The sequence below is a fragment of the Pseudarthrobacter sp. NPDC092202 genome, from assembly GCF_044755505.1.
Taxonomy (GTDB): Bacteria; Actinomycetota; Actinomycetes; order Actinomycetales; family Micrococcaceae; genus Arthrobacter.
Genome location: NZ_JBIVRG010000004.1, coordinates 16,201 through 40,542 on the forward strand (window position 1 = coordinate 16,201; position 24,342 = coordinate 40,542).

At 65.9% G+C, this 24,342-nt stretch carries 19 protein-coding genes; 8 read left to right on the top strand and 11 right to left on the bottom strand.

Annotated elements, in window-relative coordinates; genetic code table 11:
• Positions 1-9: 9 nt before the first annotated feature.
• From ACIQF4_RS08165 to ACIQF4_RS08185, 5 genes are all read right to left on the bottom strand, one after another.
• Positions 10-1,314 (bottom strand): enolase C-terminal domain-like protein, encoded by a 1,305-nt coding sequence (locus tag ACIQF4_RS08165; protein WP_188813528.1) that lies wholly within the window; start codon positions 1,312-1,314, stop codon positions 10-12.
• Positions 1,315-1,347: 33 nt separating this feature from the next.
• The gene (locus ACIQF4_RS08170; RefSeq protein ID WP_400517339.1) at positions 1,348-2,628 is read right to left on the bottom strand and encodes a TRAP transporter large permease; all 1,281 of its coding nucleotides are present in this window, start codon (positions 2,626-2,628) and stop codon (positions 1,348-1,350) included.
• 8 nt (positions 2,629-2,636) lie between these two features.
• Positions 2,637-3,086, bottom strand: coding sequence for a TRAP transporter small permease (locus ACIQF4_RS08175; RefSeq protein WP_400517340.1), 450 nt, complete (start codon positions 3,084-3,086; stop codon positions 2,637-2,639).
• 161 nt (positions 3,087-3,247) lie between these two features.
• Positions 3,248-4,297 carry a sialic acid TRAP transporter substrate-binding protein SiaP gene (locus ACIQF4_RS08180; protein ID WP_400517341.1) on the bottom strand — a complete coding sequence of 350 codons (1,050 nt, stop codon included), beginning with the start codon at positions 4,295-4,297 and terminating at the stop codon, positions 3,248-3,250.
• Between the two features lie 31 nt (positions 4,298-4,328).
• On the bottom strand, positions 4,329-5,387 hold the full coding sequence (locus tag ACIQF4_RS08185) for an Ldh family oxidoreductase (protein ID WP_400517342.1): 1,059 nt from the start codon (positions 5,385-5,387) through the stop codon (positions 4,329-4,331).
• A gap of 185 nt (positions 5,388-5,572) precedes the next feature.
• On the opposite strand from ACIQF4_RS08185, the gene ACIQF4_RS08190 reads away from it, so the two are divergent.
• Positions 5,573-6,805 carry a saccharopine dehydrogenase family protein gene (locus ACIQF4_RS08190; RefSeq protein ID WP_400517343.1) on the top strand — a complete coding sequence of 411 codons (1,233 nt, stop codon included), beginning with the start codon at positions 5,573-5,575 and terminating at the stop codon, positions 6,803-6,805.
• A gap of 108 nt (positions 6,806-6,913) precedes the next feature.
• Here ACIQF4_RS08190 and ACIQF4_RS08195 read toward each other — a convergent pair whose 3' ends face one another.
• On the bottom strand, positions 6,914-7,738 hold the full coding sequence (locus tag ACIQF4_RS08195; protein ID WP_400517344.1) for an alpha/beta fold hydrolase: 825 nt from the start codon (positions 7,736-7,738) through the stop codon (positions 6,914-6,916).
• A gap of 110 nt (positions 7,739-7,848) precedes the next feature.
• A complete protein-coding gene (locus ACIQF4_RS08200) occupies positions 7,849-8,541 on the bottom strand; it encodes a GntR family transcriptional regulator (protein ID WP_400517345.1) in 693 nt (230 codons plus the stop codon).
• A 139-nt stretch (positions 8,542-8,680) separates the two neighbouring features.
• On the opposite strand from ACIQF4_RS08200, the gene ACIQF4_RS08205 reads away from it, so the two are divergent.
• Positions 8,681-10,420, top strand: coding sequence for an L-lactate permease (locus ACIQF4_RS08205; RefSeq protein ID WP_400517346.1), 1,740 nt, complete (start codon positions 8,681-8,683; stop codon positions 10,418-10,420).
• Position 10,421: 1 nt separating this feature from the next.
• Positions 10,422-13,265, top strand: coding sequence for an FAD-binding and (Fe-S)-binding domain-containing protein (locus tag ACIQF4_RS08210; RefSeq protein ID WP_400517347.1), 2,844 nt, complete (start codon positions 10,422-10,424; stop codon positions 13,263-13,265).
• A 145-nt stretch (positions 13,266-13,410) separates the two neighbouring features.
• Here the strand turns inward: ACIQF4_RS08210 and ACIQF4_RS08215 are convergent, their stop codons facing one another.
• From ACIQF4_RS08215 to ACIQF4_RS08230, 4 genes are all read right to left on the bottom strand, one after another.
• Positions 13,411-13,845 carry a hypothetical protein gene (locus tag ACIQF4_RS08215; RefSeq protein ID WP_400517348.1) on the bottom strand — a complete coding sequence of 145 codons (435 nt, stop codon included), beginning with the start codon at positions 13,843-13,845 and terminating at the stop codon, positions 13,411-13,413.
• A 381-nt stretch (positions 13,846-14,226) separates the two neighbouring features.
• Positions 14,227-17,112, bottom strand: a complete 2,886-nt coding sequence (locus tag ACIQF4_RS08220) for an ATP-binding cassette domain-containing protein (RefSeq protein WP_400517349.1) — start codon at positions 17,110-17,112, stop codon at positions 14,227-14,229.
• A complete protein-coding gene (locus ACIQF4_RS08225) occupies positions 17,109-17,666 on the bottom strand; it encodes a hypothetical protein (RefSeq protein WP_400517351.1) in 558 nt (185 codons plus the stop codon). The genes ACIQF4_RS08220 and ACIQF4_RS08225 overlap by 4 nt, the downstream gene beginning before the upstream one ends.
• A gap of 618 nt (positions 17,667-18,284) precedes the next feature.
• The gene (locus ACIQF4_RS08230; RefSeq protein WP_400517352.1) at positions 18,285-18,758 is read right to left on the bottom strand and encodes a GNAT family N-acetyltransferase; all 474 of its coding nucleotides are present in this window, start codon (positions 18,756-18,758) and stop codon (positions 18,285-18,287) included.
• Positions 18,759-18,979: 221 nt separating this feature from the next.
• Between ACIQF4_RS08230 and ACIQF4_RS08235 the strand changes: the two genes are divergently transcribed.
• From ACIQF4_RS08235 to ACIQF4_RS08255, 5 genes are all read left to right on the top strand, one after another.
• A complete protein-coding gene (locus ACIQF4_RS08235; RefSeq protein WP_400517353.1) occupies positions 18,980-20,113 on the top strand; it encodes an alpha/beta hydrolase in 1,134 nt (377 codons plus the stop codon).
• 72 nt (positions 20,114-20,185) lie between these two features.
• Positions 20,186-21,082 (top strand): helix-turn-helix transcriptional regulator, encoded by an 897-nt coding sequence (locus ACIQF4_RS08240; RefSeq protein WP_400517355.1) that lies wholly within the window; start codon positions 20,186-20,188, stop codon positions 21,080-21,082.
• Positions 21,083-21,228: 146 nt separating this feature from the next.
• Positions 21,229-21,780, top strand: coding sequence for a cyclophilin-like fold protein (locus tag ACIQF4_RS08245; protein WP_400517356.1), 552 nt, complete (start codon positions 21,229-21,231; stop codon positions 21,778-21,780).
• A 52-nt stretch (positions 21,781-21,832) separates the two neighbouring features.
• The gene (locus ACIQF4_RS08250) at positions 21,833-23,104 is read left to right on the top strand and encodes an MFS transporter (protein ID WP_400517357.1); all 1,272 of its coding nucleotides are present in this window, start codon (positions 21,833-21,835) and stop codon (positions 23,102-23,104) included.
• A 68-nt stretch (positions 23,105-23,172) separates the two neighbouring features.
• Positions 23,173-24,333, top strand: coding sequence for a PQQ-dependent sugar dehydrogenase (locus ACIQF4_RS08255; RefSeq protein ID WP_400517358.1), 1,161 nt, complete (start codon positions 23,173-23,175; stop codon positions 24,331-24,333).
• Positions 24,334-24,342: the final 9 nt, after the last annotated feature.

Here is a 24,342-nt window from a genome sequence, read left to right on the forward strand (position 1 = left end):
TCCGGAAGCTCAGCGGGCATTCAGTTCCTGCCAGACGGCACCGTCCGGGTAGGACCAGCGTGAGGTGGACTCGGGCAGCATCCTGGCGCCGACACCGGGCAGCTTAGGTGCCTGGTAGCGCCCGTTGGAGACTACTGCCGGTTCGGTGAAGTGCTCGTGGAGGTGGTCCACGAACTCGATGACGCGGTCCTCCATGGTGCCGGTAATGGCTGCATAGTCGAAGAAGGAGAAATGCTGCACCAGCTCGCACAGCCCGACGCCGCCGGCATGCGGGCACACGGGAGTCTCGAAGCGGGCCGCCAGCAGCAGGTTGGCGATGTTCTCGTTGACGCCGGCCACGCGGGTGGAATCAATCTGCATGATGTCGATTGCCCCCGCCTGGAGCATCTGCTTGAAGATGATGCGGTTATGGACGGCTTCGCCCGTTACCACCTTGATGGGGTGGACGGCCTTGCGGATGGCGGCGTGGGCCAGGATGTCGTCCGTGCTGGTGGGTTCCTCGATCCAGTAGGGCTCAAAGTCCTGAAGCTGATTGACCCAGTCGATGGCCTCCTGCTCCTCCCAGCGCTGGTTGGCGTCGATGGCGATGCGGACGTCCGGCCCTACCGCCTCGCGCGCCAGGGACAGGCGCCGTCGGTCGTCCTCGATGCTGCCGGCGACCTTCAGCTTGATCATGCCGAAGCCGTCGGCCACCGCCTCCTTGGACAGGCGCACAAGCTTCTCGTCGCTGTAGCCGAGCCAGCCTGGAGTGGTGGTGTAGGCCGGGTAACCGTGTTCCTTGAGTTCGGCGATCCGCGCTTCCTTGCCCACCTGGCCCTTTTTGAGGATGTCCGCGGCGTCTTCGGGGGTGAGGGCGTTGCGGATGTGGGTGAAGTCCACTGCGCTAATGATTTCTTCCACAGGCATTTCGCTCAGCAGCAGCCACAGCGGCTTCTGCTCCCGCCGTGCCCGGATGTCCCACAGCGCGTTGATGAGCCCGCCGGCCGCCATGTGGGACACTCCCTTTTCGGGGCCGAGCCAGCGCATCTGCGAGTCATGGATGAGCCGCCGGGAAGAGTCTCCAAGGTTGTTGACGAGTTCGTCGGTGTCACGCCCCACGAGGAGTTCACCGTAGCTGTCCATCGCGGCAGTGATGATCTCATTGCCGCGGCCGCAGGTGAACACGAGACCGTTGCCACTCTCGCCGTCGTCAGTGGTGATCTCGACATAGGCTGCCGAATAGTCCGGATCGACGTTGACGGCATCTGAGCCGTCAAGTTCGAGTGAGGTGGGAAAGCGGACGTCCGTAGTGCGGACGGATTGAATTTTTGACATGAGTGTTTTCCTAGCGGGTCAACGGCGGAAGGTTTAGAGGAAGCCGAGCAGCACGGGGAGGCCAAGCGTGACGGCGGGAACGAAGGTGATGAACAGCAGGGTGGTGACCATGGGGACGAAGAACGGCAGTATCCCCTTGATAACGACGGGTACCGGTGCCTTGGTAACGCTGGAAAGGACGAACAACACCAGCCCCACAGGTGGTGTGATCAGTCCAATCAGCAGGTTGAAGATGACCATGATTCCGAAGTGGACCGGGTCGATCCCGAACGTCTCTGCCACGGGCAGGAGGACCGGGACGAGGATCAGGATCGCCGCCGTCGGCTCCAACACGCACCCAACGAGAAGAAGCAGCACGTTGACGAGGATCAGGAAAACGATCGGCTGGTTGGTGATATCCAGGATCAGGTTCGCAGCTACCTGCGGAGCCTGTTCCCTGGCCAGTACCCAGCCGAAGAGTGCCGCGGCGGCAACGATGAGGAGCACTGAGCCGGAGGTCTCGACAGTCGTCAGCAGCGTGCGGTACGCCTTCCGCCACGTGAGTGCCTTGTAGACGACGGCGAGGACTGCGATGTAGACGACGCCGATCCCGCTGGCCTCGGTCGGGGTAAACATGCCGCTCAGGATGCCGCCCAGGATGACCACTGCGGAACCGAGGGCCGGAACCGCACCGAGGGCCGTCTTGCCACGGGTGGCCCACGTCGCTTTGGGCAGGCGGAGCTGGTTCTTCTTCCGCATGAGCAGCCATACGGTGGCGCATAGTGCGGCGACAAGGATCAACGCGGGGACGATCCCTGCCATGAAGAGGGCACCGACGGAGACTCCAGCCGTGACCGCGTAGATGACTGCTGGAATGCTCGGCGGGATCATGGGTGCAATCAGGCTCGAGGCGCCTGTGACCCCGAGCGCGAACTCCTGCTTGTAGCCGCGCTTGACCATGGCCGGCACCTGAACCCGGCCCATCGCAGCGGCGTCGGCGATAGCGGCGCCGCTCATCCACGAGAAGCCGAAGCTGGTGGCGACGTTGACGTAGCCCAGGCTGCCCCGGAGGTGGCCGATGGCTGCCACCGCGGCGTCGTAGAGCTTGTCCGTAACACCGGACACGTTGGCCAGGTTGCCCAACAGAATGAACATCGGGACGGCGAGGATTGAGAAGCTGTCGACGCCGGACACCGTCTGCTGGACCGCCGTGCCGAGACGCACGGACGGGTCCATGAGGACATAGCCGAGGGACGGAATGAGCAGTGCGATTGAGACGGGGACGCGAAGGGCGAGCAGCAGCAGAAGGCTGATCACCATGATGAGGAGTGTCATATTGGTTCCTAGACCGCTTCCCGTTCGAGGTTTTCCATCGCATCCGGCACTAGTTCGGGATGGCGGATGTTGAGATACATGTGCACGAGGGCGTGGAAGCAGATCAGCGCGAATCCTGCTACGGCGGAGCTGTAGACAAGGCTCATGGGCAGTGACGTCGCGGGGGCCTGGAGGCGCGCCGCGCCAGCTGCGAATTCTGCTCCCGCGAATGCCATCATCCCCGAGGCGATGATCACCATGGCCAAAGCGAAAGTATCCAGGACGATTGTCCCCTTCCGCCCCAGCTTGCTGGCGAGGAGGTCCACTGCGATGTGGATGCGGCGCGCCATGACGAAACCGGCGGACACGAACGTGAACCACAGCAGGGCGAACCGCGCAAGCTCCTCAGTCCAGGTGAAGGGCGAATTGAAGATGTATCGGCTCACCACCTGAAGAATGATCAGACCGAGCGTACCCACGAGGAATGTGCACGCTGCGACCCTCTCCGTGACTACCAGGTACCGGTACGGGGCGCTCCGTTGTTCAGCGAAATCAGGGTCATCGGGTTCCTGCGGGACCCGCAGCCCCGTTGCAATGTTGTTTTCAGTTTCCCGGTATGTTTGCCCACCTACAGCTTCAGTCATCGGGCGGACTTGATCTGGTCGTAGAGGTCACCCCAAGGCTGCTGCCGCATGGCTTCGCCTGCAGCGGCGGCGAAGGACTCGCGGTCCACATCCTCATTGACTTGGATGCCGCTGCCGGTCTTCCATTCCTCGAGGATGGACTGCTCCTGCTCCTCGACGCAGGTACGCGTGGCCTCTGCACCGGCCTGCATCGCTTCCTCGAGTGCAGTGCGTTCTTCATCCGAGAGGCCCTCATAGACCGTCCGTCCGGTGTTCAGCTGAACGCCCTGGATCATGTGGCCGGTGAGGTTGATGTAGTCCTGCACCTCGTTGAATTTGGCGGTGGCGATGGTGGGAATGGGGTTTTCCTGGGCGTCGATAACGCCCTGCTGCAGGGCGAGATACACCTCGTCGAGCGCCATCGGGGTTGCGGTTCCACCCATCGCGCCGACGTTGGCCAAATAGAGGGGAGCGTTGGGGGTGCGGATCTTGAGACCGGCAAAGTCCGCCGCGGTGCTGATCTTTTTGTTCGCCGTCACGTGGCGGGTGCCGTAGTACCAGCTGGAAAGTACCTTGATGTCCGAGGACTCGTAGAGGTCGTCGAAAACGGTTTTCATCTGCTCGCCGTTTGCTGTGTCCACGAAGTGGTCCACGTCCTGGAACAGGTAGGCCGCATCGAGGACGGCTGCGTTCTGCTCCCAGACGCCCAGGAAGGACGGGCCTGCCACGGCCATGTCGAGGCTGCCCGAGGCGACCTGTTCGAGCAGCTCGGATTCGTTGCCCAGCTGCGCGGACGGAAAACTCTGGACCTGCAGGCCGCTTCCCTGCAATTCCTTCTTGATGGTGGCGATGCCGCACTCTTCCACAGGGTGGCCGGCGTCATAAACGTGGGCCAGGCGCAGGGTTTTCGCGTTAGCGTCAACGGACTCGACCTTGCTGCGGTCCACCGGTGCACCGACGCTGCAACCGGACAGCAGCAGAGCCGCTGCGGCGGCCACGCTTAGTACGAGCTTCCCTTTGCCATGGGGAGCTGCCACGTTGCTGGTGGGGTTAGTTTCAAGCTTCATTGCTGAATCCTTCCGAAAAACGAGTTGGTCGTTAGGTTGTTGAGTGGGTTTTGAGGGGCGAAAGGGACAGTTCCTGGGCCAGGACGTCCAGTTGGCTGGCGGTCGATGCCGGCAAGGGGACGGCTTCCGCGGCGTCTGTTTGGCGACGACGCTCCGGGTCTCCCGGCGCATCGACAGGCTGGCCACCCGGACCCGATGAACGCACGCGGTTCTGCAGTGTTGCCACCCGCGAAGCCGTATGGGCGCTTCCCCCGAAGGCAGCAGTATCAAGGCCGATGACCAGATGACCATTGTTCATGCGGGATGCTGGATTGGACCAGATATCGATGGTTTCAAAAGCGTAAGTTGCGTCCGTCAGGGACGCTGCGAAGGCTTCGAGCAGAACGGCAACTGCTGAGCCCTTGTGTCCGCCGAAGGGGATCATCGATCCTTTTTCCGCTTCGAAAGGGTCAGTGGTTGGGTTTCCGTGTGCGTCAACGGCCCAGCCCTCCGGAAGTTGGGTGCCTTCGTTCTTCGCGGCGATCACCTTGCCGTAGGCGCCATTACTGGTGGCCAGGTCAGCGGTAAGGGGCCATCCTGAAGAGCTGGGAACACCAAGTGTCAGCGGGTTTGTACCGAGGACCTTTGCAGTTCCCCCATGAGGTGCGACGACCGGTCCCGTCGACGAGGTAATAAAGGACATAAAGCCTGCCTCGGCGAGCATGTCGCTCCAAAAGGCGCCGGCGCCGAAATGGCTGCTGTTGTGAACGGCGACAGCGGCGATGCCCTGCGCACGACCGACGCTGATGACCCTCTCCACAGCAGCCTGCATTGCTACCTGCCCCAGCGCAGCATCGGCGTCGAGTACTGCCACGCTGCCTTGATCCTTGGAGAACTTCAGGCTGGGCCGCGGATTAATCCCTCCGAGCCGCAGCGCTTCGCAATACAAGGGAAGGCGGAGCAGTCCGTGGGAGTAGATGCCGCGCTGATCCGCCTGCACAAGAGAGCGGGCCGTGAGGTCCGCATCCGTGCGCGGAACACCACGGGCAGCCAACGCTTCTGTAGCGAAGCGAACAAGATCCGGCTGTGGGAAGAGTTGCTGGGTACTCATCGTCGAACGCCCTTCATATAGGAATCTCTAGAATCCTATATGCATTGTGGGCCAGGCCACAAGTGCTCCTCAAGGGTTTTAGCGAACTCACGCAGTGCAGCGGGCTCATCAGTTCCGGTTGTTTCGAGGACCAAGGCAGGAAGCCGTGCGTCCGCTTGGAGTTGCCGTTGTGAAAGGCTGGAGTTATGGACAACTCACCGCGGGACCATGACCTCGTTCTCTTCGGAGTGACGGGTTTCGTTGGCCGACTGATCGCCGGCTACGTTGCGGAGCATGCGCCGGCCGGTATGCGGGTTGGACTCGCGGGCCGGTCGAGGGCCAGGCTTGGGGCGGTTCGGTCCCGGTTGCCGGTTGCGGCGCACGGGTGGGCCCTCGTCGAAGCCGACACGGAGGACGCGGACTCGATCGACGCCCTGGCCGCGAGCACACGCGTGCTCTTCACAACTGTCGGTCCGTACGCGAGATACGGACTACCTGTGGTCGAGGCCTGCGCACGGGCAGGTACCGACTACGCCGACCTCGCCGGTGAGGTGTTCTTCATCCGGGAGGCGATCGATCGCTACGACGCTCTGGCCAGGACGAACGGGGCCAGGATCGTGCACTCTTGCGGCTATGACTCTGTGCCGTCCGACCTCGCCGTACTGCTGCTTCATCAGGCGGCGGAAGCCGATGGCACTGGCGGTTTAGCCGAGGTGCAACTCGTGGCTACGGCCAAGGCCGGCATCAGCGGCGGCACGCTCGAATCCATGCGGGGGCAGCTCGACGCGATGCGATCGAGCACCGCGCTGCGGTCATTAGTAGCTGACCCCTACGCTCTGAGCCCCGACCGCGCACGGGAACCGACAACACCACAGCCTCCCGATGCCGGTCCTGTGCGCCGTTCCGCTGACGGCACCTGGACCGCGCCATTCATCATGGCCCCTTTCAACACCCGGATAGTGCGCCGCAGCAACGCATTGCAGGGCTGGGCCTACGGCCGCTCCCTTCAGTACGGCGAGGTGATGGGGGTGGCCCCGGGACCGGCAGGAGCGGTCATCGCCAGGGCAATGACATTCGGGCTCCGGACATTCACCGGCGCGATGGCGTTCCCGCCCACCCGGAGGGTGCTCGACCGCTTTCTTCCGCCACCAGGTGCGGGACCGAGCACCAGCAGGCAGCGCGCGGGCTGGTTCCACTCCCAAGTCACCGCCCGCACCGAAGGCGGCCAGCGTTACCAGGCGATTGCTGCTGGCCCTGGTGATCCCGGCTATGCCGCCACCGCCGTGATGGCAGGGGAAACTGCCCTCGCTCTTGCCCTCGACGGTGACCTGCTGCCGACTGCGGCAGGGTCGCTGACACCGGCCACTGCGCTCGGCAACGTCCTCATCCAGCGACTCCGCGCTGCCGGCCACACTTACGAGGTAACCAAACTCGCCTGACCCTGGATCCTGCAGGTCAGCCGCTAACGGGGCAATCCTGTTGTGCACCCACCGAGTGCTTGATGACGGGAGATTTCAAAATCGCCGGGGGAGGGGCGGCGGCGCCTGTCACGAGCGGGTGTCGAGGTAGCGAAGAATAGCCCGGGCAGTTTCCTCCGGGGCGCTGACGTGGGGGCAGTGCCCGGTGGCCTGAAGCTGCACCAGGGTGCTGTGTTCCAGATTTTCGTGCAGGTAGGCGCCCACTTCCGGCGGGGCAAGCCGATCATCGGCGCACTGCAGAATCAGGCAGTTCGTGCGCACCTTTTTCAGTTCAGGGCGGGTGTCGGAGAAAAAGGTTACCCCGGCGAAGTGCCTTGCGATGGTCGGATTTGTCCGGCAGAAGCTGACTCGCAGGTCCTCCGCTAATTCGGGCTCCTGCGGGTTGCCCATAACCACGGGGGCCAAGGCCGCGGCCCAGGCGAAATAGTCGCTGTCCAAAGCTGCCAGCAGGCCCTCGATATCTTCCCGCGAAAACCCGCCCACGTAGCCGTCGTACGGGTCATCGGTATGACGGGGCGAAGGAGCAAGCAGGACCAGTTGGGAGAAACGGTTGGGGTCCTGCACTGCGGCGATCACGGCGATCATCGTGCTGACACTGTGGCCCACCAGGATGACGTCCTCAAGTTCAAGGGCGGCGCAAATCTCCAGCAGGTCCGAGGCGTACCCCTTCAGGGACCCGTACTTCTCCCAGTCATAGGCGCTGATGTCGGAGTGTCCTGCACCGACATGGTCAAAAAGCACCAACCGGTAGTCATCAACGAAATAGGGCAGCAGCTTCCGCCACATAGCCTGATCACAGCCAAAACCGTGGGCAAACATCATCACAGGCCCATCATCCTGACCCGATATGGTGACATTGTTTCGGCCCATTACCGCCGCAACTGCTTCGCTCACGTCCTCACTGACCCTCCATCGGGTGGCGTCCTGTCCCAGACTATCCACGGGAAATAGCGAATCCTAGGGATCCTCCCACTATGACCTTCGTGGTGAGATAGGCAGGCTCCTTACTCGGTTACCAAGTCGGACGGCGACTGGGCTTCAGGTCCGGCCTCGCCACCCATTGCAGCGACCAGCCGTTCACGGGCGCGCCCCAAATGGACGTCGAGCAGCCCGGCGGCTTCGTCGCCCCGGCCTTCCTCGATCAGTTCCAGCAGCCTCTGGTGCTCCGCCTGGATCAGGGCGGTGTCGAGGAGATGCAGCGACTGTACACGGGACATGCACAGGCGGACTTCCCCAACGAGCGACCGGTACATCTTGCTGATGCGCGTATTGCCCACAGCATCGATCAGGCTGGTGTGGAACCTCATGTCCGGTTCCACCACGTCCAGCGGCGCACCGCTCTTTACAGCGGCAATGTCCTTGTTCGCCTGCACGGCACCGGACGGAACAGTCCGGCCGGAGGCCAGCCGGCGGAGCACTTCGCTTTCCAGGTATGCCCTGGCCAGGTAGATGTCCCGGACCGACTCCGGTCCCAGATCCACCACGCGTGCCGTCTTGTGCGTTCCCCTGTCCAGCAGCCCTTCGGCCACGAGCTTTTCAATGGAGGCTTTGGCGGTGGGGCGGGCCACTTCATAGGTGGAAGCGACGTCCGTCTCGGTGAGAGCCTCCCCGGAACCGAGCTCCCCGGAGAAGATGCGGCTCCGCAGATCTGCGGCGATCGCCTCCACGATGGAGACTGCTGCAATGCGACCGGGCACGTGCGTTCCCTCCCAAGGTTCTTTCCGAGTTACTTCATCTTGCCAGACAGAACAACATTGGTACTTGACCAACATGTGTACTTGTTAGACAATCGAAGGGCGCCACGGTGTTGTGACGCCTAACACAATCTGGAGACATATGTTTCAGCAGATCCTCGACCCCATCGTCGGGTCCCTCGTGATTTCAGCCCTTTGCGCGGCTCTTCCCCTCGTCCTGCTTTTCGTCCTCCTTGGCGTCTTCAAGGTCAAAGCACCTTTCGCTGCCCTGGCCGGCCTGGCCCTGTCACTGGTGCTGGCCATCGTCGGCTGGCAGATGCCGGTCAACCAGGCCCTGAGCGCCACGGCGGCCGGCATCTTCTACGGGCTGTTCCCCATCCTGTGGATCCTGGTGAACGCGCTCTGGATCTACCGGCTCACCGTGGCCACGCCGTGGTTCGAGGTTCTGGGACGCACCATCCGTTCCATCTCCAACGACCTCCGGATCCTGGCCATCCTCATCGCCTTCTGCTTCGGTGCGCTGCTTGAGTCGCTGGCCGGCTTCGGCGCACCCGTGGCAATTTCCGCAGCCATGCTGATGGCCGCTGGCATGAAACCCCTGAAGTCCGCGATTGTCTCGCTGCTGGCCAACACCGCTCCCGTGGCGTTCGGCGCCATGGCCGCACCCATCATTGCCCTCAACGGCGTCACCGGCCTTCCGCTGAATGAGCTGTCCGCCATGGCCGGACGCCAGACGCCGTTCATCGCCCTGATCGTCCCGCTGCTGCTGGTGTTCATCGTGGACGGCCGCCGCGGCGTCAAGCAGACCTGGCCCGTGGCACTGGTGGCAGGCGCCGCCTTCGGCCTGGCCCAGTTCGTCACCTCCAACTACTTCGCCGTGGAACTCACGGACGTCGTCGCCGCCGTCGTCACCGTGGCCGCCGTCCTGCTCATGCTGAAGGTCTGGCAGCCGAAGGAAACCGTGGGCATGGGCGGTGCCGTGGAGGCTGCTGACGTCCCCGCCGTTGTCAGCGCCGGCGGAACGGGCGGCTCCGCGGCACAGGAAGGTACGGCACAGGAAGGTACGACGGCGGCACGCGGCAGCGGCGGCAGCGCCCTGCCTGCAGACCCCGCCATCCCCACGGACAACTCCCGGCCCGAGCCGCGCCAGATCTGGATGGCGATCGCGCCCTACCTGATCATCATCGCCGTGTTCTCCGTGGCCCAGATCCCTGCCGTCAAGGCCTGGCTGAGTCAGGTTGGCAGCGTTACGTTCGCCTGGCCCGGCCTGGACATCACGGACTCGGCCGGCAAGCCGGTGGCGGCCACCAAGTTCAAGCTGGACCACCTCAAGGCCACCGGCACCCTGCTGCTGTTCTCCGGCCTGCTCACCATGCTGCTCTACAAAATCAGTGCATCCCAGGGCCTGCGCATCTACCGCGACACTGCGGTGCAGCTGCGCTGGACCATCGTCACCGTCACCGCCGTGTTGGGCCTCTCCTTCGTGATGAACCTGTCCGGCCAGACCACCACCCTGGGCTTCGCCCTGGCCTCCGCCGGCGGCTTCTTCGCCCTGCTCTCGCCGCTGATCGGCTGGATCGGCGTGGCACTCACCGGCTCGGACACCTCCTCCAACTCGCTGTTCGGGCAGATGCAGGCCACCGCAGCGGAGCAGACCGGACTTTCACCCGTGCTGATGGCTGCGTCCAACTCCTCCGCCGGCGTGATGGGCAAGATGCTGTCCCTGCAGAACCTGGCCGTGGCCTCGGCTGCGGTGGGTCTTGACGGTGCCGAGGGAACCCTGTTCCGCAAGCTCATCGGCTGGAGCCTGGGCCTCCTGGCCCTCATCACGGTCCTGATCTTCCTGCAGTCAACGCCCGTCCTCGGCTGGATGGTTCCCTGATATGGCACCGCTGGACCTCGCAGCCCTCCGCTCCGCCGTCACCGACGCTGCCCAGGTCAAAACCCGGGCCATCGACCTGCACGCAAACGCCCACGACGCCTCCCACTTCCTGCTGATCCCGCAGGCCGTGGTCACCGCCGGAAGCGCAGCCGACGTGGGCGGCCTGCTCCGCGCGAGCGCCGCCCAGGGCGTCCCGCTCACGTTCCGCTCCGGCGGAACCAGCCTCAGCGGCCAGGCCGTCACCGACGGCGTGCTGGTGGACGTGCGGCGCAACTTCCGGGACATTGAAGTGCTCGACGGCGGCGCACGCGTCCGGGTGCAGCCCGGCGTCACCGTGCGGGCGCTGAATGCCCGGCTGGCACCCTACGGCCGGAAGTTCGGCCCGGATCCGGCCAGCGAGGCCGCGTGCACTATTGGCGGGGTGGTGGCCAACAACTCGTCCGGCATGAACTGCGGCACCGTGGACAACGCCTACCGGACGCTTGAGTCCCTCACCGTCGTGCTCCCCTCCGGAACCGTCATTGACACCGGAGCCCCGGACGCGGGCACCCAGCTGCGCACGCTCGAGCCGGAGCTGTACCAGGGCCTTGCGCAGCTGGCGGACCGGGTGCGCGGGAACAGTGAGTCCGTCCGCCGGATCCGGCAGCAGTTCGCCATGAAGAACACCATGGGCTACGGCCTCAACACGCTGCTGGACTTCAGCAGCCCGGTGGATATCATGGCCCACCTGATCGTCGGCAGCGAGGGAACCCTAGGATTCGTGGCCGAGGCAGTCTTCCGCACCATCCCGCGGCTGCAGCACGCCGCCACCGGACTGCTGGTGTTCCCTGACCTGCAGGCGGCCAACGCCGCCCTGCCTGCGCTGGTGGAAACCGGCGCAGCCACGGTGGAGCTCATGGACGCGCTGTCCCTCAAGGTGGGCCAGGCGCTGAAGGGGACTCCCGCCGTCGTACGCGACCTGGTGGTGCGGGACCACGCAGCCCTGCTGGTTGAATACTCGGCCGAAGGGCAGGATCAGCTCGCGGAACTGCAGCAGGGCGGTGAAAGCATCCTCAAGGAGCTGAGCCTCTCCGCCGAAGCCCACTTCACGGGTGACGCCAAAGCACGTGCGGGGCTCTGGCACCTGCGCAAGGGCCTGTACGCCTCGGTGGCGGGCGCCCGGCCGCAGGGGACCACCGCCCTGCTGGAGGACATCGTGGTCCCGGTTCCCGTGCTGGGCCGCACCTGCCAGGACCTTATCGGGCTGTTCGACAAGTACAGCTACAGCAACAGCGTGATCTTCGGCCACGCCAAAGACGGGAACGTCCACTTCATGCTCACGGACGGGTTCACCACCGCGGAGGAGCTGGACAGGTACAGCTCGTTCACCGAGGACATGGTGGACCTGGTGCTGGGGGAGGGCGGCTCACTAAAAGCCGAGCACGGCACCGGACGGGTGATGGCGCCCTATGTGCGGCGGCAGTACGGGGATGAGCTGTACGGCGTGATGCGCAGGATCAAGGAGCTGTTCGATCCGCGCGGGATCCTCAACCCCGGCGTCATCCTGGACGACGATCCCGAGGCGCACCTCCGGCACATCAAAACGGCGCCGCCGGTGGCCGAAGAGGTGGACCGCTGCGTTTCCTGCGGCTACTGCGAGCCGGTGTGCCCCAGCAAGGACCTCACGCTGACGCCGCGGCAGCGCATCGTCACCCTGCGTGCCATCGAGGCCGCGCGCCTGGCCGGTGACAATGCGCTGGTGGAACAGCTGGAAAAGGACTACGACTACGAATCGGTGCAGACCTGCGCTGTCGATGGCATGTGCCAGACGGCCTGTCCCGTGGAGATCAACACGGGCCTCCTGGTCAAGCGGATCAGGCGTTCCGACGCCGGCCCCGTGGCCAACGGCGCCTGGAACGCGGCTGCCAAGCACTGGGAAGGGGTGACCCGCGGCGCCTCGCTGGCGCTGACCGTGGTCAACAAGCTGCCGGCCGCCGCGCTGGTCCCGCCCAACAAGGCCGCCAGGGCGGTCCTGGGCACCGACACCGTCCCGCTTTACTCGGCGGAGCTGCCGGGCGGCGGTTCCGTGCGGAAACGTCAGACGCCGGACCGGGCACCGGACGCCGTCTACTTCCCCGCGTGCGTGGGGACCATGTTCGGGCCGGCTGGTGCGGACCAGTCCGGCAACCCCGGGCCGGGAGTCCAGTACAGCTTCGAGCAACTCTGTGAACGGGCCGGGATCACGCTGCTGGTGCCGCAGGGCATCGATGGCCTGTGTTGCGGCACCCCCTGGTCCTCCAAGGGCATGGTGGCCGGCCAGGCCACCATGCAGGAGAAAACCGTGGCCGCACTCAGGGAAGCCACCCGCGACGGGGAACTGGCCATCATCTGCGACGCGTCGTCCTGCACGGAGGGCCTTCGCCAGGCTGTGGAATCGGACGTTCCCCTGGTGGGGCAGCGTCCGCTGCGGATTGTGGACGCGGTGGACTTCGCAGCCGAGCGCATCCTGCCCAGGCTCCCGGACCACAAGAAGCTGGATTCGCTGGCACTGCACCCCACCTGCTCGTCCACGCGTATGGGGATCAACGGTTCCCTGGATGCAGTGGCCGGTGCAGTGGCCGAGAAGGTGGATGTCCCCATGAACTGGGGCTGCTGTGCCTTCGCGGGGGACCGAGGCATGCTCCACCCGGAGCTCACGGAGTCGGCCACGCGGAAGCAGGGGGAGGAGGTTGCGGAGCTGGGCGCGTCAGCCCATGCGTCCTGCAACCGCACCTGTGAGCTGGGCATGACCCGGGCAACCGGGGCTGAATACCGGCACGTGCTGGAGCTGCTGGAGGAAGTGACGCGGCCCGGGCAGACGTCGTAACGATCCCCGGGCGTTGAAGGCCAGGCCAGGCAGAACCGTCTTTTCCTGAAACGGTCTTTGGCCTGGCCGGAGCGAGCATTAGGGCTTGCCCGCTTCGCCGTCGTATACGCACGTTCGTCACCTCGTCGACAGCAGATTCTGCAACTCAATGGTGTCCAAACCGCTCCCCGGCATTTCGAGCGGACGTGCCGAGGGCGGCACCGATAACCTCCCACGAGTCTCCGTTCGTGCGGGCGACGCTGACGGCGGCGTCCAGCTCGGCTTCGGCCTTCGCAGCAGCCGTACGGGCAGCGGAGATCCGGCGGAAGTCCGCAGCCCTCATGTCCAAGTGAGGAGCCGGGCTCAGGCGAAGGAGCGTACCATCCACCCGCAGTGGCGCGGCTAAGTGCTCGACGTGCAGGACGTAACCTTCTTCGGGCGCGCGCTGAATGTAGAGGGTGAGGACCGCTTTTCCCTCACTGTCATCAAAGTCCACTTTTCCGTAGCTCTCACGTGGGCCAATAGGCCACGGGCGCGGCTTCAACCGCCACCCAGCTTCATACTGCGTGGGCTCGTAGCCCGGTGTTTCGCGAGGGGTCATAGTGTCCGCGCTCCTTCAATTGTCCTGCCGCTACGCCCCGACGCGTAGGGGCGCAGCACGGCCTCTCACCGGGAATGGAGCCGGCGGCGGCTGGGGGAGATGCACGTGGTCTCAGCCGTACACCTACGCCGCCGGCTCCGCTGTCCACGGTACGGCCGCGGGCTGATGGGCACCCGGGTACCAGATACCCGAATCCCGCGAAGGCATTTACCTGCGGTGGGGGTAGGACGGTGGAAGCGGGGCCCTTCCGGTGGACAGGCCGGAAACGGCGGGTGGCCACTCCTGCTCGCTGCTATTGCGGGCAAGCAAAAGGACGCACCCCGTTCGCTGAGCGCGTCCTTCGCTGTGGCAAGCCCTCGGATTCATCGGGTTCGGGCGTCCTCAGACCTTGAGTTGAAGCCGGTCCTTGGCCTGTGTGTTTTGCGCCTGCGCGGCTTGCCTGCCCGCGCTGGAAACCGGCTTCACCCGCCGGAATGCTGCGAGGATGGCCCGCCCCACCACAACGATTCCGATGATCGTGGTGACGGCACGCAGGGTGTCCCAGCCCGCCGTCGACGTCACCAGCGAGTACAGCAGGAAGCTGCTCAGGTTGGTGGCCAGCGGCGCACCGGGCTCGTAGGAGATGCCGGTGCCGGCGCCCACCGCGAACGGCCAGAACCACAGGTTGGTCAGCAGGCCGAACAGGTAGGACGCCACGGCGCCGTAGCCGCACAGCATCCACAGTTCCGCTCGCCCGCGCACCCGGCGGGGGAGCAGACCTGCACCCGCGCCCACCCATGCGCAGGCGAAGACCTGGAACGGCGTCCACGGGCCGATGCCGCCCCACAGCGCACTTGAGAGGGCGATGGTGGCGGCGCCGAGGAGCATGCCGAACCGGGCACCGAACGCCCGGCCGGCCAAGATCAGCAGGATAAAGACCGCTTCCACGCCCCCGACGCCGGTGCTCGCCACCCGCACCGCGGAACCTACCGCAGCCAGGACGCCGAGCAGCGCCACCGTGTGTGCCGAGCGGACAGAACCGTCCAGGGACACGACGACGGCGACGGCGGCGAGGGGTGCGATGGCAAGCGCCGCGTACGGGAGGGCAGCGGCGGCCTCTTGCGGGAGGGCCGCGGAGAGCAGCGGCCAGCAGAACGCACCGAAAGCCAGGAGGTTTGCCGCGGCGAGTATTGAGAGCTCGGCGCCGCGCGGCAGCCGGATGTGGTGCGGCTTCTTGGCGCTGGTGATGTCCGTTGGCGCGTCGATGGGCGTTGGTGCCAGGATCCGCGGTGCTCTGGCCGGCTGGGCCGTGGCGGCAACAGCCGGGCCGGTCTCCGGCGCCTTGTCCTCCAAAGCAGACGGCGCGACGCCGTCACGCATCGGGAGGATCCGGGCACCGAGGCCGTGGGCAAAGTCGTGGTCGTGCGTGGCGATGAGGACCGCCGCGCCGGAGTCCGCCGCGGCTTTCAGGGCCGAGGCGACGGCTGCGCGTGCTGCCGGATCGAGCCCGCGGGTGGGCTCGTCGATCAGGAGGACCTCGGGGTTGTCCATGGTCTGCAGCGCGATGGCAAGGATCCTGCGCTCGCCGGCAGAGAGGTCCCGGGGATGCTCGTGCTCAATCGGGATCGTGAAGTTGCCCCGCAGCCGGGCCAGGTGGGACGCAGCAAAACCGGGTGCGAGCTGTCGGCTGTTCTTTCGACGGGCAAGGCGCCGCTCGGCTGCTCGGAGCTCGCCTGCCACCGTATCCCTGGTGAAGAGGTCGTCGGAGGCGTCCGGCACCAGGGCGACGCGGCCGCCGTCGAACGTTGTTACAACGCCGCCGCTTTCGCCGCCTCTCCCGCCGCTGCCTTCACCGAGGGCGAGCGCGACCAGGAGGGATGACTTCCCGGCTCCGTTCGGTCCTACCAGGGCCACCACTTCGCCGCGGTGCAGGGTGAGGGATGCGTCGCGTACCAGCGGTGTGCCCTTGCGGTGAACGGTGAGGTTTGCGGCCGTCAGCACCGGGGCGATGTCAGCTCGCTGTAGCGGCACCGGAATGGCCCGGATCGGGGCGGAAGGCGATGGCGCGGCACCCGGGACCCCTGCAGCTGGGATCAATATGCCGTCGTCGATGGTCCACCAGGAGTCGGCCACCGGGACGAGCGCTTCGGCACGGTGCTCGGCCACGATGACGCAGACGCCGGCGTCGCGGGCGAGGGCGTGGAGCACGGCGATGACGTGCCCGCGGGCCTTGGTGTCGAGGTCGGCCAGGGGCTCGTCCACCAAGAGCAGGGCCGGATTTTCCACCACTACAGCGGCGATGGCCACGAGCGTTGCCTCGCCCGCCGAGAGCGTGCTGACGTTCCGGTCCAGCAGCGCCGCCACTCCGATACGCTCGGCGACCTCCAGCACCCGGGCCTTGGCGGCAGCGGATGCCACGCCGCGCAGTTCAAGGGCCAGGGAGATCTCGTCCCGGACCTTGGTGGTGGCGAAGGCTGCGCGGGGATTCTGCAGCACAACACCGACGCTGCGGGCAGTATCCCGCGGCGGTGTGGTGCTGCGGTCCATGCCGGCGACGCTCACGGTGCCGGAAACCTCTCCACCGTCAACATGCGAAAGGAGGCCGGCGATACCCCGCAGGATGGTGGACTTCCCGGAGCCCGTGGGACCGGTGATCACCGTGATGGATCCGCCCCGCGGTGTGAACTCCGGGACGTTCACCTGCGCGTCCCCAATGCGGAACTGTCCGTCCCGCACCAGAAGCGGGCCGCCGTCGTCGTTCCTGAAGCGGTGCTTCGCACGGCTCCCGAAGCCGCGCAGCTCCAGGGCTGCGGCAACCCGGCCCGCATGCTCAAGGGTGTGCTCGAGGATGGGCACCAGGGCGCGGGGTCCAAACTTTTCGCCGCGCAGCCGGAACGCCAGGCGTACGGAGGTCACGGCGTCGGACAGCGCGGGGAGCGCCGCCCAGGCCACCACCAGCATCCGGCCCACACCCTGCATGGGGCCGCGGCGGGCCAGGTGGACAAAGCCGCGCGCCACATCCACCCAGGCGTTGAGCAGGCCGAAGCCGAGGAACATCCCGGCAATCGGCAGGGCGGACAGGACCGCCGCCCACAGCCCGGGACCCGTGACCGGGCCCAGGAGGACCACATGCGAGTACGGGGCAGGCAGCCGCATCGCCGGCAGGTCCAGCAGGACCGGTTCGCCAATGCCAGTCCCGTTGAAGAGGATGCGGTAGAGGACCCGCGCCGCGATGAACACGACGGCGAGGGCCGCCGCGGCGCGTAACGGCGCGGGTCGGAAGGTCATGCCGCGGGGGCGGCCGGTTCGCCGTCGACCGTGAAGAGCAGTTCCAGGCTCTCGCCCGGGCCCACCTTGAGGGTGGCGAGGCCTTCCTGGGCGTAAGCCCAGTCACCGGTGGCCGGCTTCACCCAGAGGGCCCAGTAGGCAAAGGCTGCGGGCATATTGCCGCATTCTTCCCGGTAGGTGCCGCCCTTGTGGGTGATGTCGAAGTCCGCGGCGGGCACGCCGTTGACGCGGCACACCAGCTCGTTGGGGTATTCGGTGGTGCCCTCGGTTTCAACGTCCGCTTCTTCGAGGATCTCAGCGGCGACGGTGGGCTCGTCCACGGGCACGCAGACGTTGGTGTCGGCGGCTTCCTGCTTCAGGGCGCCCGAATCAACGATGACCTTCACGCCGTCGCAGGGAGCGTCGGCGGATGTCGCGGCGCTGGAGGTGGCTGCTGGTGCCGGCTCAGAGGCAGCGGGCTGGGTTGCCGGCGCGGAACAGGCGGCGAGGGAAAACAGGAGACCGGCGGCGGCGAGTGAGCTCGCGGCGGCGGTGCGCATCTTAGTCAAAGTCACCTGTTAAGGGTAGGGCGTTGCCCGCCAGGATCCGGCTGTAGCCGCGTTATGTGACGCCAGGTCACCTGCTGACAGGCGCACCGCTTAAAGCCAATCGGACGACGGCGGGAGGTGCCGCCGTCGTCCGCATGGTTCCTTGGCACGCGTTCCCGCAGCCGCAAGCCACAATGTCACACCCCCTGCAACACGGCGGAGTTACCGGGATCAGCAACCTTGGACAGGCATGCCCCAAGCATCACCGGCTTAAACACTGGCAGGATTGGACACCAACGGCGGCTATGAAGGATGAGCCACCAGGCTGGATTTCACCGGCCGGACGGCACTATCCGGCCGAACAGCCGAACCGGGAACCACCACTCATCCCACCAGAATGCCTCCCGGGTACTGTTCACCCACTGGAACAGGCCACCAGCCCCCTTGAACAGGCCATCCTGGCGCGTCTCGCCGCCTGAGGCGACTGGACGCCTAATCCATTGAGGCCCGGCGCCTGGTTGCGTGACCGTTTCGCCGCCTGGCGCGCCATGCTGCCTGAGACCTGGTTGCCTGACCGCTTTGCCGCCCGACGCATCTCCCCCGGGACGCTCCGGGCTGTCTCCGCGGTGCCCGCTGGAGCGGATCCTACAGACGGAGCTCCATGAAAACGCTGTTGGGATCAAGGACGTAGCCGGCAAACGGCGGGCACTCTGTGAAGCCGTTCCGGGCGTAGAGGCGCCGGGCCGGAGCGAAGTAGTCCTCGGTTCCGGTCTCAAGGTAGAGGCGCTGAAGGTTCCGGGCGCGGACGTCGTCGACGATATGGCGGAGCATCAGGGTGGCTACGCCCCGTCCCCGTGCGCTTGCCGTGGTGCGCATGGACTTGATCTCGCCATGCACCGGCGGGGCGGAAGGGGAATCCAGGATCTTGAGCGCGCCGCACCCCATCAAGTTGCCGTACTCACGGGCGGTCCAGAACGTAATTGCCGGCGAGGAAAGCGCGGAGGGGTCCAGGGCATGGACGCTTTCGGCCGGCGAGGTGGCGTACATGTCCGCCAGGTGTTCGCTGAGGAGCAGGTGGACGTCGCCGCGTGCGGGGTCGTCCCGGTCAATGGAAATCATCAGCTCAAATCTACCGGCTGGCGCGGCGTGCCCCGCCACCAACCGAGTCCGGTTGGCTGCAGGGCCCCTCTCATTGGGTGACCAGTGCATGAGTACCTATGGGGGCTCTGGCAGAACCAGCCTCAGCAGGGACTCCCGCTGGCCGTTTCGGCTGTGGTGTGCTCGAAAGGACGACGAAGTCCAACCACATACGTAACCGACGAATCACGAGGATGAAGACGATGAGCACGGACTGCAACGCAAACAACACCACTTCCCAGGGAATCCAGGCTGGCGTGTCGCGCCGCAACATCATCAAGCTGACAGGGGCAGGCGCGGCGGCCATCGGGCTCTCCAGCGCGGCTGGGCTGGCAGGAGCCGGGCCGGCTTTCGCCGCTCCCACCTCCCGCAAGGACCTCGAGCCGGGTGACACCTCCAACGGCGCAGACAACTTCTACACCAGCGACCAGGTCACGGTGAAGAAGATCTCGTTCAAGAACAAGTACGAGATGAAGGTTGTGGGCAACCTCTTCGTCCCCAACAACCTGGACCGGGGGACCACCCACCCGGCGCTGGTGGTAGGCCACCCCATGGGCGCCGTGAAGGAACAAAGCGCCAACCTCTACGCCACCAAGATGGCGGAGCAGGGCTACGTTACGCTCTCCTTCGACCTCTCCTTCTGGGGCGAGAGTGCCGGCAAGCCCGGCAACTCCGTTTCACCGGACATCTACGCCGAGGACTTCAGCGCCGCCGTCGACTACCTGCGGGCGCAGGCGTTCGTTGCCAAGGAACGCGTCGGGGCCATCGGGATCTGCGGCAGCGGCAGCTTCGTGATCAGCGCGGCAAAGATCGATCCGCGAATCAAGGCGATCGCCACGGTGAGCATGTACGACATGGGCGCCGCCAACCGCGACGGGCTCAACAAGTCCGTGACGCTGGAACAGCGCAAGGCCTTCATCGCCACGGCAGCCGCCCAGCGTGACGTCGAGTTCGCCGGCGGCGCGATTGAATACACCGGCGGCACACCGGAAGAACTCACGGCAGACTCCACTGCGGTGGACCGGGAATTCTACGACTTCTACCGGACCGCCCGCGGTTACCACCCGAACACCACCACGCACCCGGCCCTGGCCACCAACACCAAGTTCATGAACTTCCACCCGTTCAATGACCTGGACCTGATCGCCCCGCGGCCGCTGCTGTTCATCGCCGGTGACCAGGCACACTCGAGGGAGTTCAGCGAAGAGGCCTACCGGCTCGCCACCGGCCCCAAGGAACTCTTCTGGGTTCCCGGTGCCGGCCACGTGGACCTCTACGACCGCACCGGCCTCATCCCCTTCGACAAGCTCACGGACTTCTTCCGTACACAGCTCTAGGAAGGGGGGCTGCGGGGGAGGGGTACTGGAAGGGACTCCCTCCCCCGCAAGACTTGCCCTAGCGTGAAGCACATGGACAACCGAGCTGAAGTACGCGAATTCCTTGTCTCGCGGCGCGGCCAGGTGGCCCCGGAGCAGGTTGGATTGCCCGCCGGGACCAACAGGCGCGTCAAGGGTTTGCGGCGGAGTGAAGTGGCCACCCTTGCCGGCCTGAGCGTGGAGTATTACACGCGCCTGGAGCGCGGCGCGATCAGCGGTGCCTCCGGCCAGGTGCTGGAGAGCATCGCCAGGGCCTTGCGCCTGGACGACGCCGAGCGGGCGCACCTGTTCAACCTCGCCCAGGCGGCCAGCCCGGTTGCACGGCCGCCGCGGCGGCGGACGTCAAAGTCCTACGTTCCGCACCAGAGCCTGCAGTGGGTGCTCGATGCGATCACGGCCGGCCCCGCGTTCGTTCGCAACGGCCGGATGGACCTGCTGGCTGTCAATCCCTTGGCCCGGGCGTTTTACAAGGATTGCTACGACATGCCCGGCCAGCCACCGAACATCGCCCGGTTCACGTTCCTGGACGAACGTGCCCACCAGTTCTACCCGGACTGGGACGCCTTCGCGGAGGTGACCGTTTCCATCCTCCGGACGGAGGCTGGCCGGGACCCCCATAACAAGGAACTTCACGACCTCATCGGCGAGCTGGGAACCCGCAGCGAGGAGTTCCGCCGGCGCTGGGGTGCGCACAACGTCCGCCACCACGGCACTGGTTTCAAGACGTTCAACCACCCCGTCGTGGGTGAAATGACTCTCGCTTTCGAGGGGCTGGAGATGGCCGCTGAACCCGGGCTGACTCTCACGGTCTACACTGCAGAGCCGGGGTCGCCGTCCGCTGAGCGCATGCAGCTGCTCGCCTCATGGGCGGCCAGCGAGTATGGAAATGCCGTCCAGGCTGTGCCCGAGAGGACCCGGACAGACGGTTGACGACGCCGGGCGGCAGCTGGGGAAGAATGGCCGACGCCGCCGAGGGGTCCCTGCCAGTACCCCTCATAACAGGGGCTCCTACACTTCTTCTCCAGCTGCTTTGCTGGAATGGACCGAACATTCCTCACTGGAACGGACCAGCTCCCATGCACCTGAAGACATTGGCCCTTGCTGCGATTTGGGTGCTGGCGTTGCCCCTGGCCGGATGCAACACCCCTTCGAACGGACCGGCCTCCACCACTGAGCCGCCCTCCTCCCCGTACCAGTCGCCGGTGCCGGAAACATCGACGGCGGCCGCCGGGGGTTCCCAGCAATCACCGGTGCCGTCCTCGGGGGCGGCAGACAACGCTCCGGTCACCATCGACATCGATGGCGAAACGGTGACAGGCACCCTTTCCGGCAACGCAACTGCACGCTCCCTGATCGCCCAGCTGCCCTTGACGCTCTCCTTCAGGGACTACGGCGGCCAGGAAAAGATCGCTGAGCTGCCGGAGGCGCTTTCGCTCGACGGCGTTCCCGCCGGTGACAGCGCAGAACCACTGACCATCGGCTACTACGCCCCCGACCAGGCCCTCGTGCTCTTCTACGAGCATGTGGGGTATTCCCGCGGAATTGTGCGGATCGGATCCTTCGATGACCTCGAGGCGATCCGGGACCGGACAAGCGGTTTTACCGCCAGGCTGGCTCCCGCTAACTGAGCGGGATGACACGGCTGCTCCGACAATTTCTCCACAAAAGAACGGAACCGTTTTGACCCGAGCAACCCTTGAGGAAGGCGCCCGCGAGGCACCCATCGACGCCCTGCCCTCCGAAAACACCAGCATCCCAGAGGAAACAAAGGATTCCGCCCCGGCAGGCGGTCTTTCCGTCCCGGCCGGGCGTTTTCCCTGGGCGGCCCTGCTGGTCATGGCCCTGATGGGGTTCCTCCTGATTGCCACCGAGACCATGCCCGCCGGCCTGTTGCCGCAGATCGCTTCAGGACTGGCAGTCACCGAGGGGACTGCGGGGCAGTTTGTCAGCGCCTACGCCCTGGGAACAATCATTGCGGCCATGCCAGCCATTGCCCTGACCCGGGGCCTGCGCCGGAAGCCCGTTTTCGTCGTCGGGATCTTCGGCTTCCTGGCCGCGAACCTCATCACGGCGTTCTCCACGGACATCGCCCTTTCCCTGGGAGCACGGCTCATTGCCGGGGCGTCCTCCGGCCTGCTGTGGGGAATGACTGCCGGCTATGCCCGGCGCATCACGGCTCCGCACCAGGCCGGCCGCGCCCTGTCCGTTGCGTCCGTTGGAACCCCGGTGGGCCTGGCAGTGGGGACGCCCTTCGGCTCCTGGCTGGGAACGACGCTCGACTGGCGCTGGTCCTTCGGCGTCCTCGCAATCCTCACGGCAGTCACCTTGGTATTGGCGGTCTTCCTGGTCCCGGACGCGCCCGGCCAAGGGGCCGGGACGCGGGTACCCCTCGTACGGGTCTTCGCCATCCCGGGCGTGGCGGTTGTCCTCGGCGTCATCGTCAGCTGGATGCTTGGCCACAACATCATGTACACCTACATTGGCTCCTACCTCCGCGGGGCAAGCCTTGACCTCCCGGTGGACGCAGCGCTTGCAACGTTCGGCGCGGCCGCCATTGCGGGGATCGCCATCACCGGCGCCGTGATCGACAATGGCCTTCGACGCCTGGTCCTGCTCAGCCTGGGGAGCTTCATGGTGGCCGGTGCGATCTTCATCGTTGGCCACAAGTCATTGGTGGCAGTCCTCATAGCGATCGTTCTGTGGGGCATCGCCTTCGGCGGCGCGGCAGCGCAGCTGCAAACGGCCATCAGCGCTGCCAGCGGTGAAAACGCGGACGTTGCCAACTCCATGCTCGGCGTCGCGTTCAACCTCGCGATTTTCGCTGCGGGGGTGGCGGGTGCGGTGGTGATCAGCAGCCTTGACGGAATGGTCCTGCCAGCCGCCCTGGTGGGCCTGGCCGCCGTCGCGATTGTTATTGCTGTTGACGGACGCCGCACGGCCTTTCCCACATAGCCAGCAAAGCGGCGCCCGCAACAGCAGCACCGCAAAGCAATCATCCTCAAATGCATCAGGAGAAAGCCATGAAAGCCACCCGCACCCCAGCCCTGTTGGCAGCAACTCTCGGAGCGGGCCTGATGTTGGCCTCCTGCACCACCACGCCGGCAGCAACGCCAACGCCGGTTCCTTCGCCTGTTACGTCGTCGGCTCCGTCCCCCACTCCCTCCCCGACTCCCTCGTCAGCCGGGGCGTCGGCATCGGCGACGGCGGGGAACGCCACCCCGGCCGGCGCGCCCCAGGCCGTGGCCACCGGGCTGGAAGCTCCCTGGTCCGTGGTGTTCCGCAACGGCACCCCGCTGGTCAGCGAACGGGACAGCGGCCGGATCCTCGAACTCAGCCCTGACGGCACCACACGCACCATTGGCGACATTCCCGGTGTGACGGCTGCGGGGGAAGGCGGGCTGCTGGGCCTGGCCGTGGACAGCCAGGGCCGCCTGTACGTTTACTCCACCGGGACGGACGGAAACAGGCTCCAGCGCTTCGACGTCACCGGAGAACCAGGGGCGCTGGCGCTGGGACAGGCCGAAACAATCCTCGACGGGATTGGCTCCGCGAGCTACCACGACGGCGGCCGGATCGCCTTTGGGCCCGACGGCATGCTCTACGTCGCGATTGGCGATGCGGGCCGGCGCGACAGCTCGCAGGACCTCGATTCCCTGAACGGGAAGATCCTGAGGATGACCCCCGACGGCGGCGTCCCCGCCGACAACCCCTTCCCGGGTTCGCTCGTCTACAGTTACGGGCACCGCAACCCCCAGGGCCTGGCCTGGGCGGAGGACGGCACCATGTTCGCCACCGAGTTCGGGCAGAACACGTGGGACGAGCTGAACATCATCAGCCCGGGGGCCAACTACGGCTGGCCTACCGTTGAAGGGATAGCCACCACAGGGGACTTCATTGACCCGGTTCAGCAGTGGGAGCCCACCGAGGCCAGCCCCAGCGGAATGGCGCACATTGACGGGACCCTGTTCATCGCCAACCTGCGCGGCCAGGTCCTCCGGGCGGTTCCCGTGGCCGACCCCTCCACGTCGACCATCCACTACGACGGCGAATTCGGCCGCATCCGCGACGTCACGGAGGCTCCGGACGGCAGGCTCTGGTTCGTCACCAACAACACCGACGGCCGAGGTACGCCCGGCCCCGACGACGACCGCATCCTCAGCGTGGAGCTGACCCGGCAGTAACCAGGTGCG

Bases quoted from the DNA above. Each gene is read 5' to 3' on its own strand.
- ACIQF4_RS08165 (WP_188813528.1), bottom strand. From the start codon at position 1,314: ATGTCAAAAATTCAATCCGTCCGCACTACGGACGTCCGCTTTCCCACC.
- ACIQF4_RS08170 (WP_400517339.1), bottom strand. From the start codon at position 2,628: ATGACACTCCTCATCATGGTGATCAGCCTTCTGCTGCTGCTCGCCCTT.
- ACIQF4_RS08180 (WP_400517341.1), bottom strand. From the start codon at position 4,297: ATGAAGCTTGAAACTAACCCCACCAGCAACGTGGCAGCTCCCCATGGC.
- ACIQF4_RS08185 (WP_400517342.1), bottom strand. From the start codon at position 5,387: ATGAGTACCCAGCAACTCTTCCCACAGCCGGATCTTGTTCGCTTCGCT.
- ACIQF4_RS08190 (WP_400517343.1), top strand. From the start codon at position 5,573: ATGGACAACTCACCGCGGGACCATGACCTCGTTCTCTTCGGAGTGACG.
- ACIQF4_RS08205 (WP_400517346.1), top strand. From the start codon at position 8,681: ATGTTTCAGCAGATCCTCGACCCCATCGTCGGGTCCCTCGTGATTTCA.
- ACIQF4_RS08210 (WP_400517347.1), top strand. From the start codon at position 10,422: ATGGCACCGCTGGACCTCGCAGCCCTCCGCTCCGCCGTCACCGACGCT.
- ACIQF4_RS08215 (WP_400517348.1), bottom strand. From the start codon at position 13,845: ATGACCCCTCGCGAAACACCGGGCTACGAGCCCACGCAGTATGAAGCT.
- ACIQF4_RS08220 (WP_400517349.1), bottom strand. From the start codon at position 17,112: ATGACCTTCCGACCCGCGCCGTTACGCGCCGCGGCGGCCCTCGCCGTC.
- ACIQF4_RS08230 (WP_400517352.1), bottom strand. From the start codon at position 18,758: ATGATTTCCATTGACCGGGACGACCCCGCACGCGGCGACGTCCACCTG.
- ACIQF4_RS08235 (WP_400517353.1), top strand. From the start codon at position 18,980: ATGAGCACGGACTGCAACGCAAACAACACCACTTCCCAGGGAATCCAG.
- ACIQF4_RS08240 (WP_400517355.1), top strand. From the start codon at position 20,186: ATGGACAACCGAGCTGAAGTACGCGAATTCCTTGTCTCGCGGCGCGGC.
- ACIQF4_RS08245 (WP_400517356.1), top strand. From the start codon at position 21,229: ATGCACCTGAAGACATTGGCCCTTGCTGCGATTTGGGTGCTGGCGTTG.
- ACIQF4_RS08255 (WP_400517358.1), top strand. From the start codon at position 23,173: ATGAAAGCCACCCGCACCCCAGCCCTGTTGGCAGCAACTCTCGGAGCG.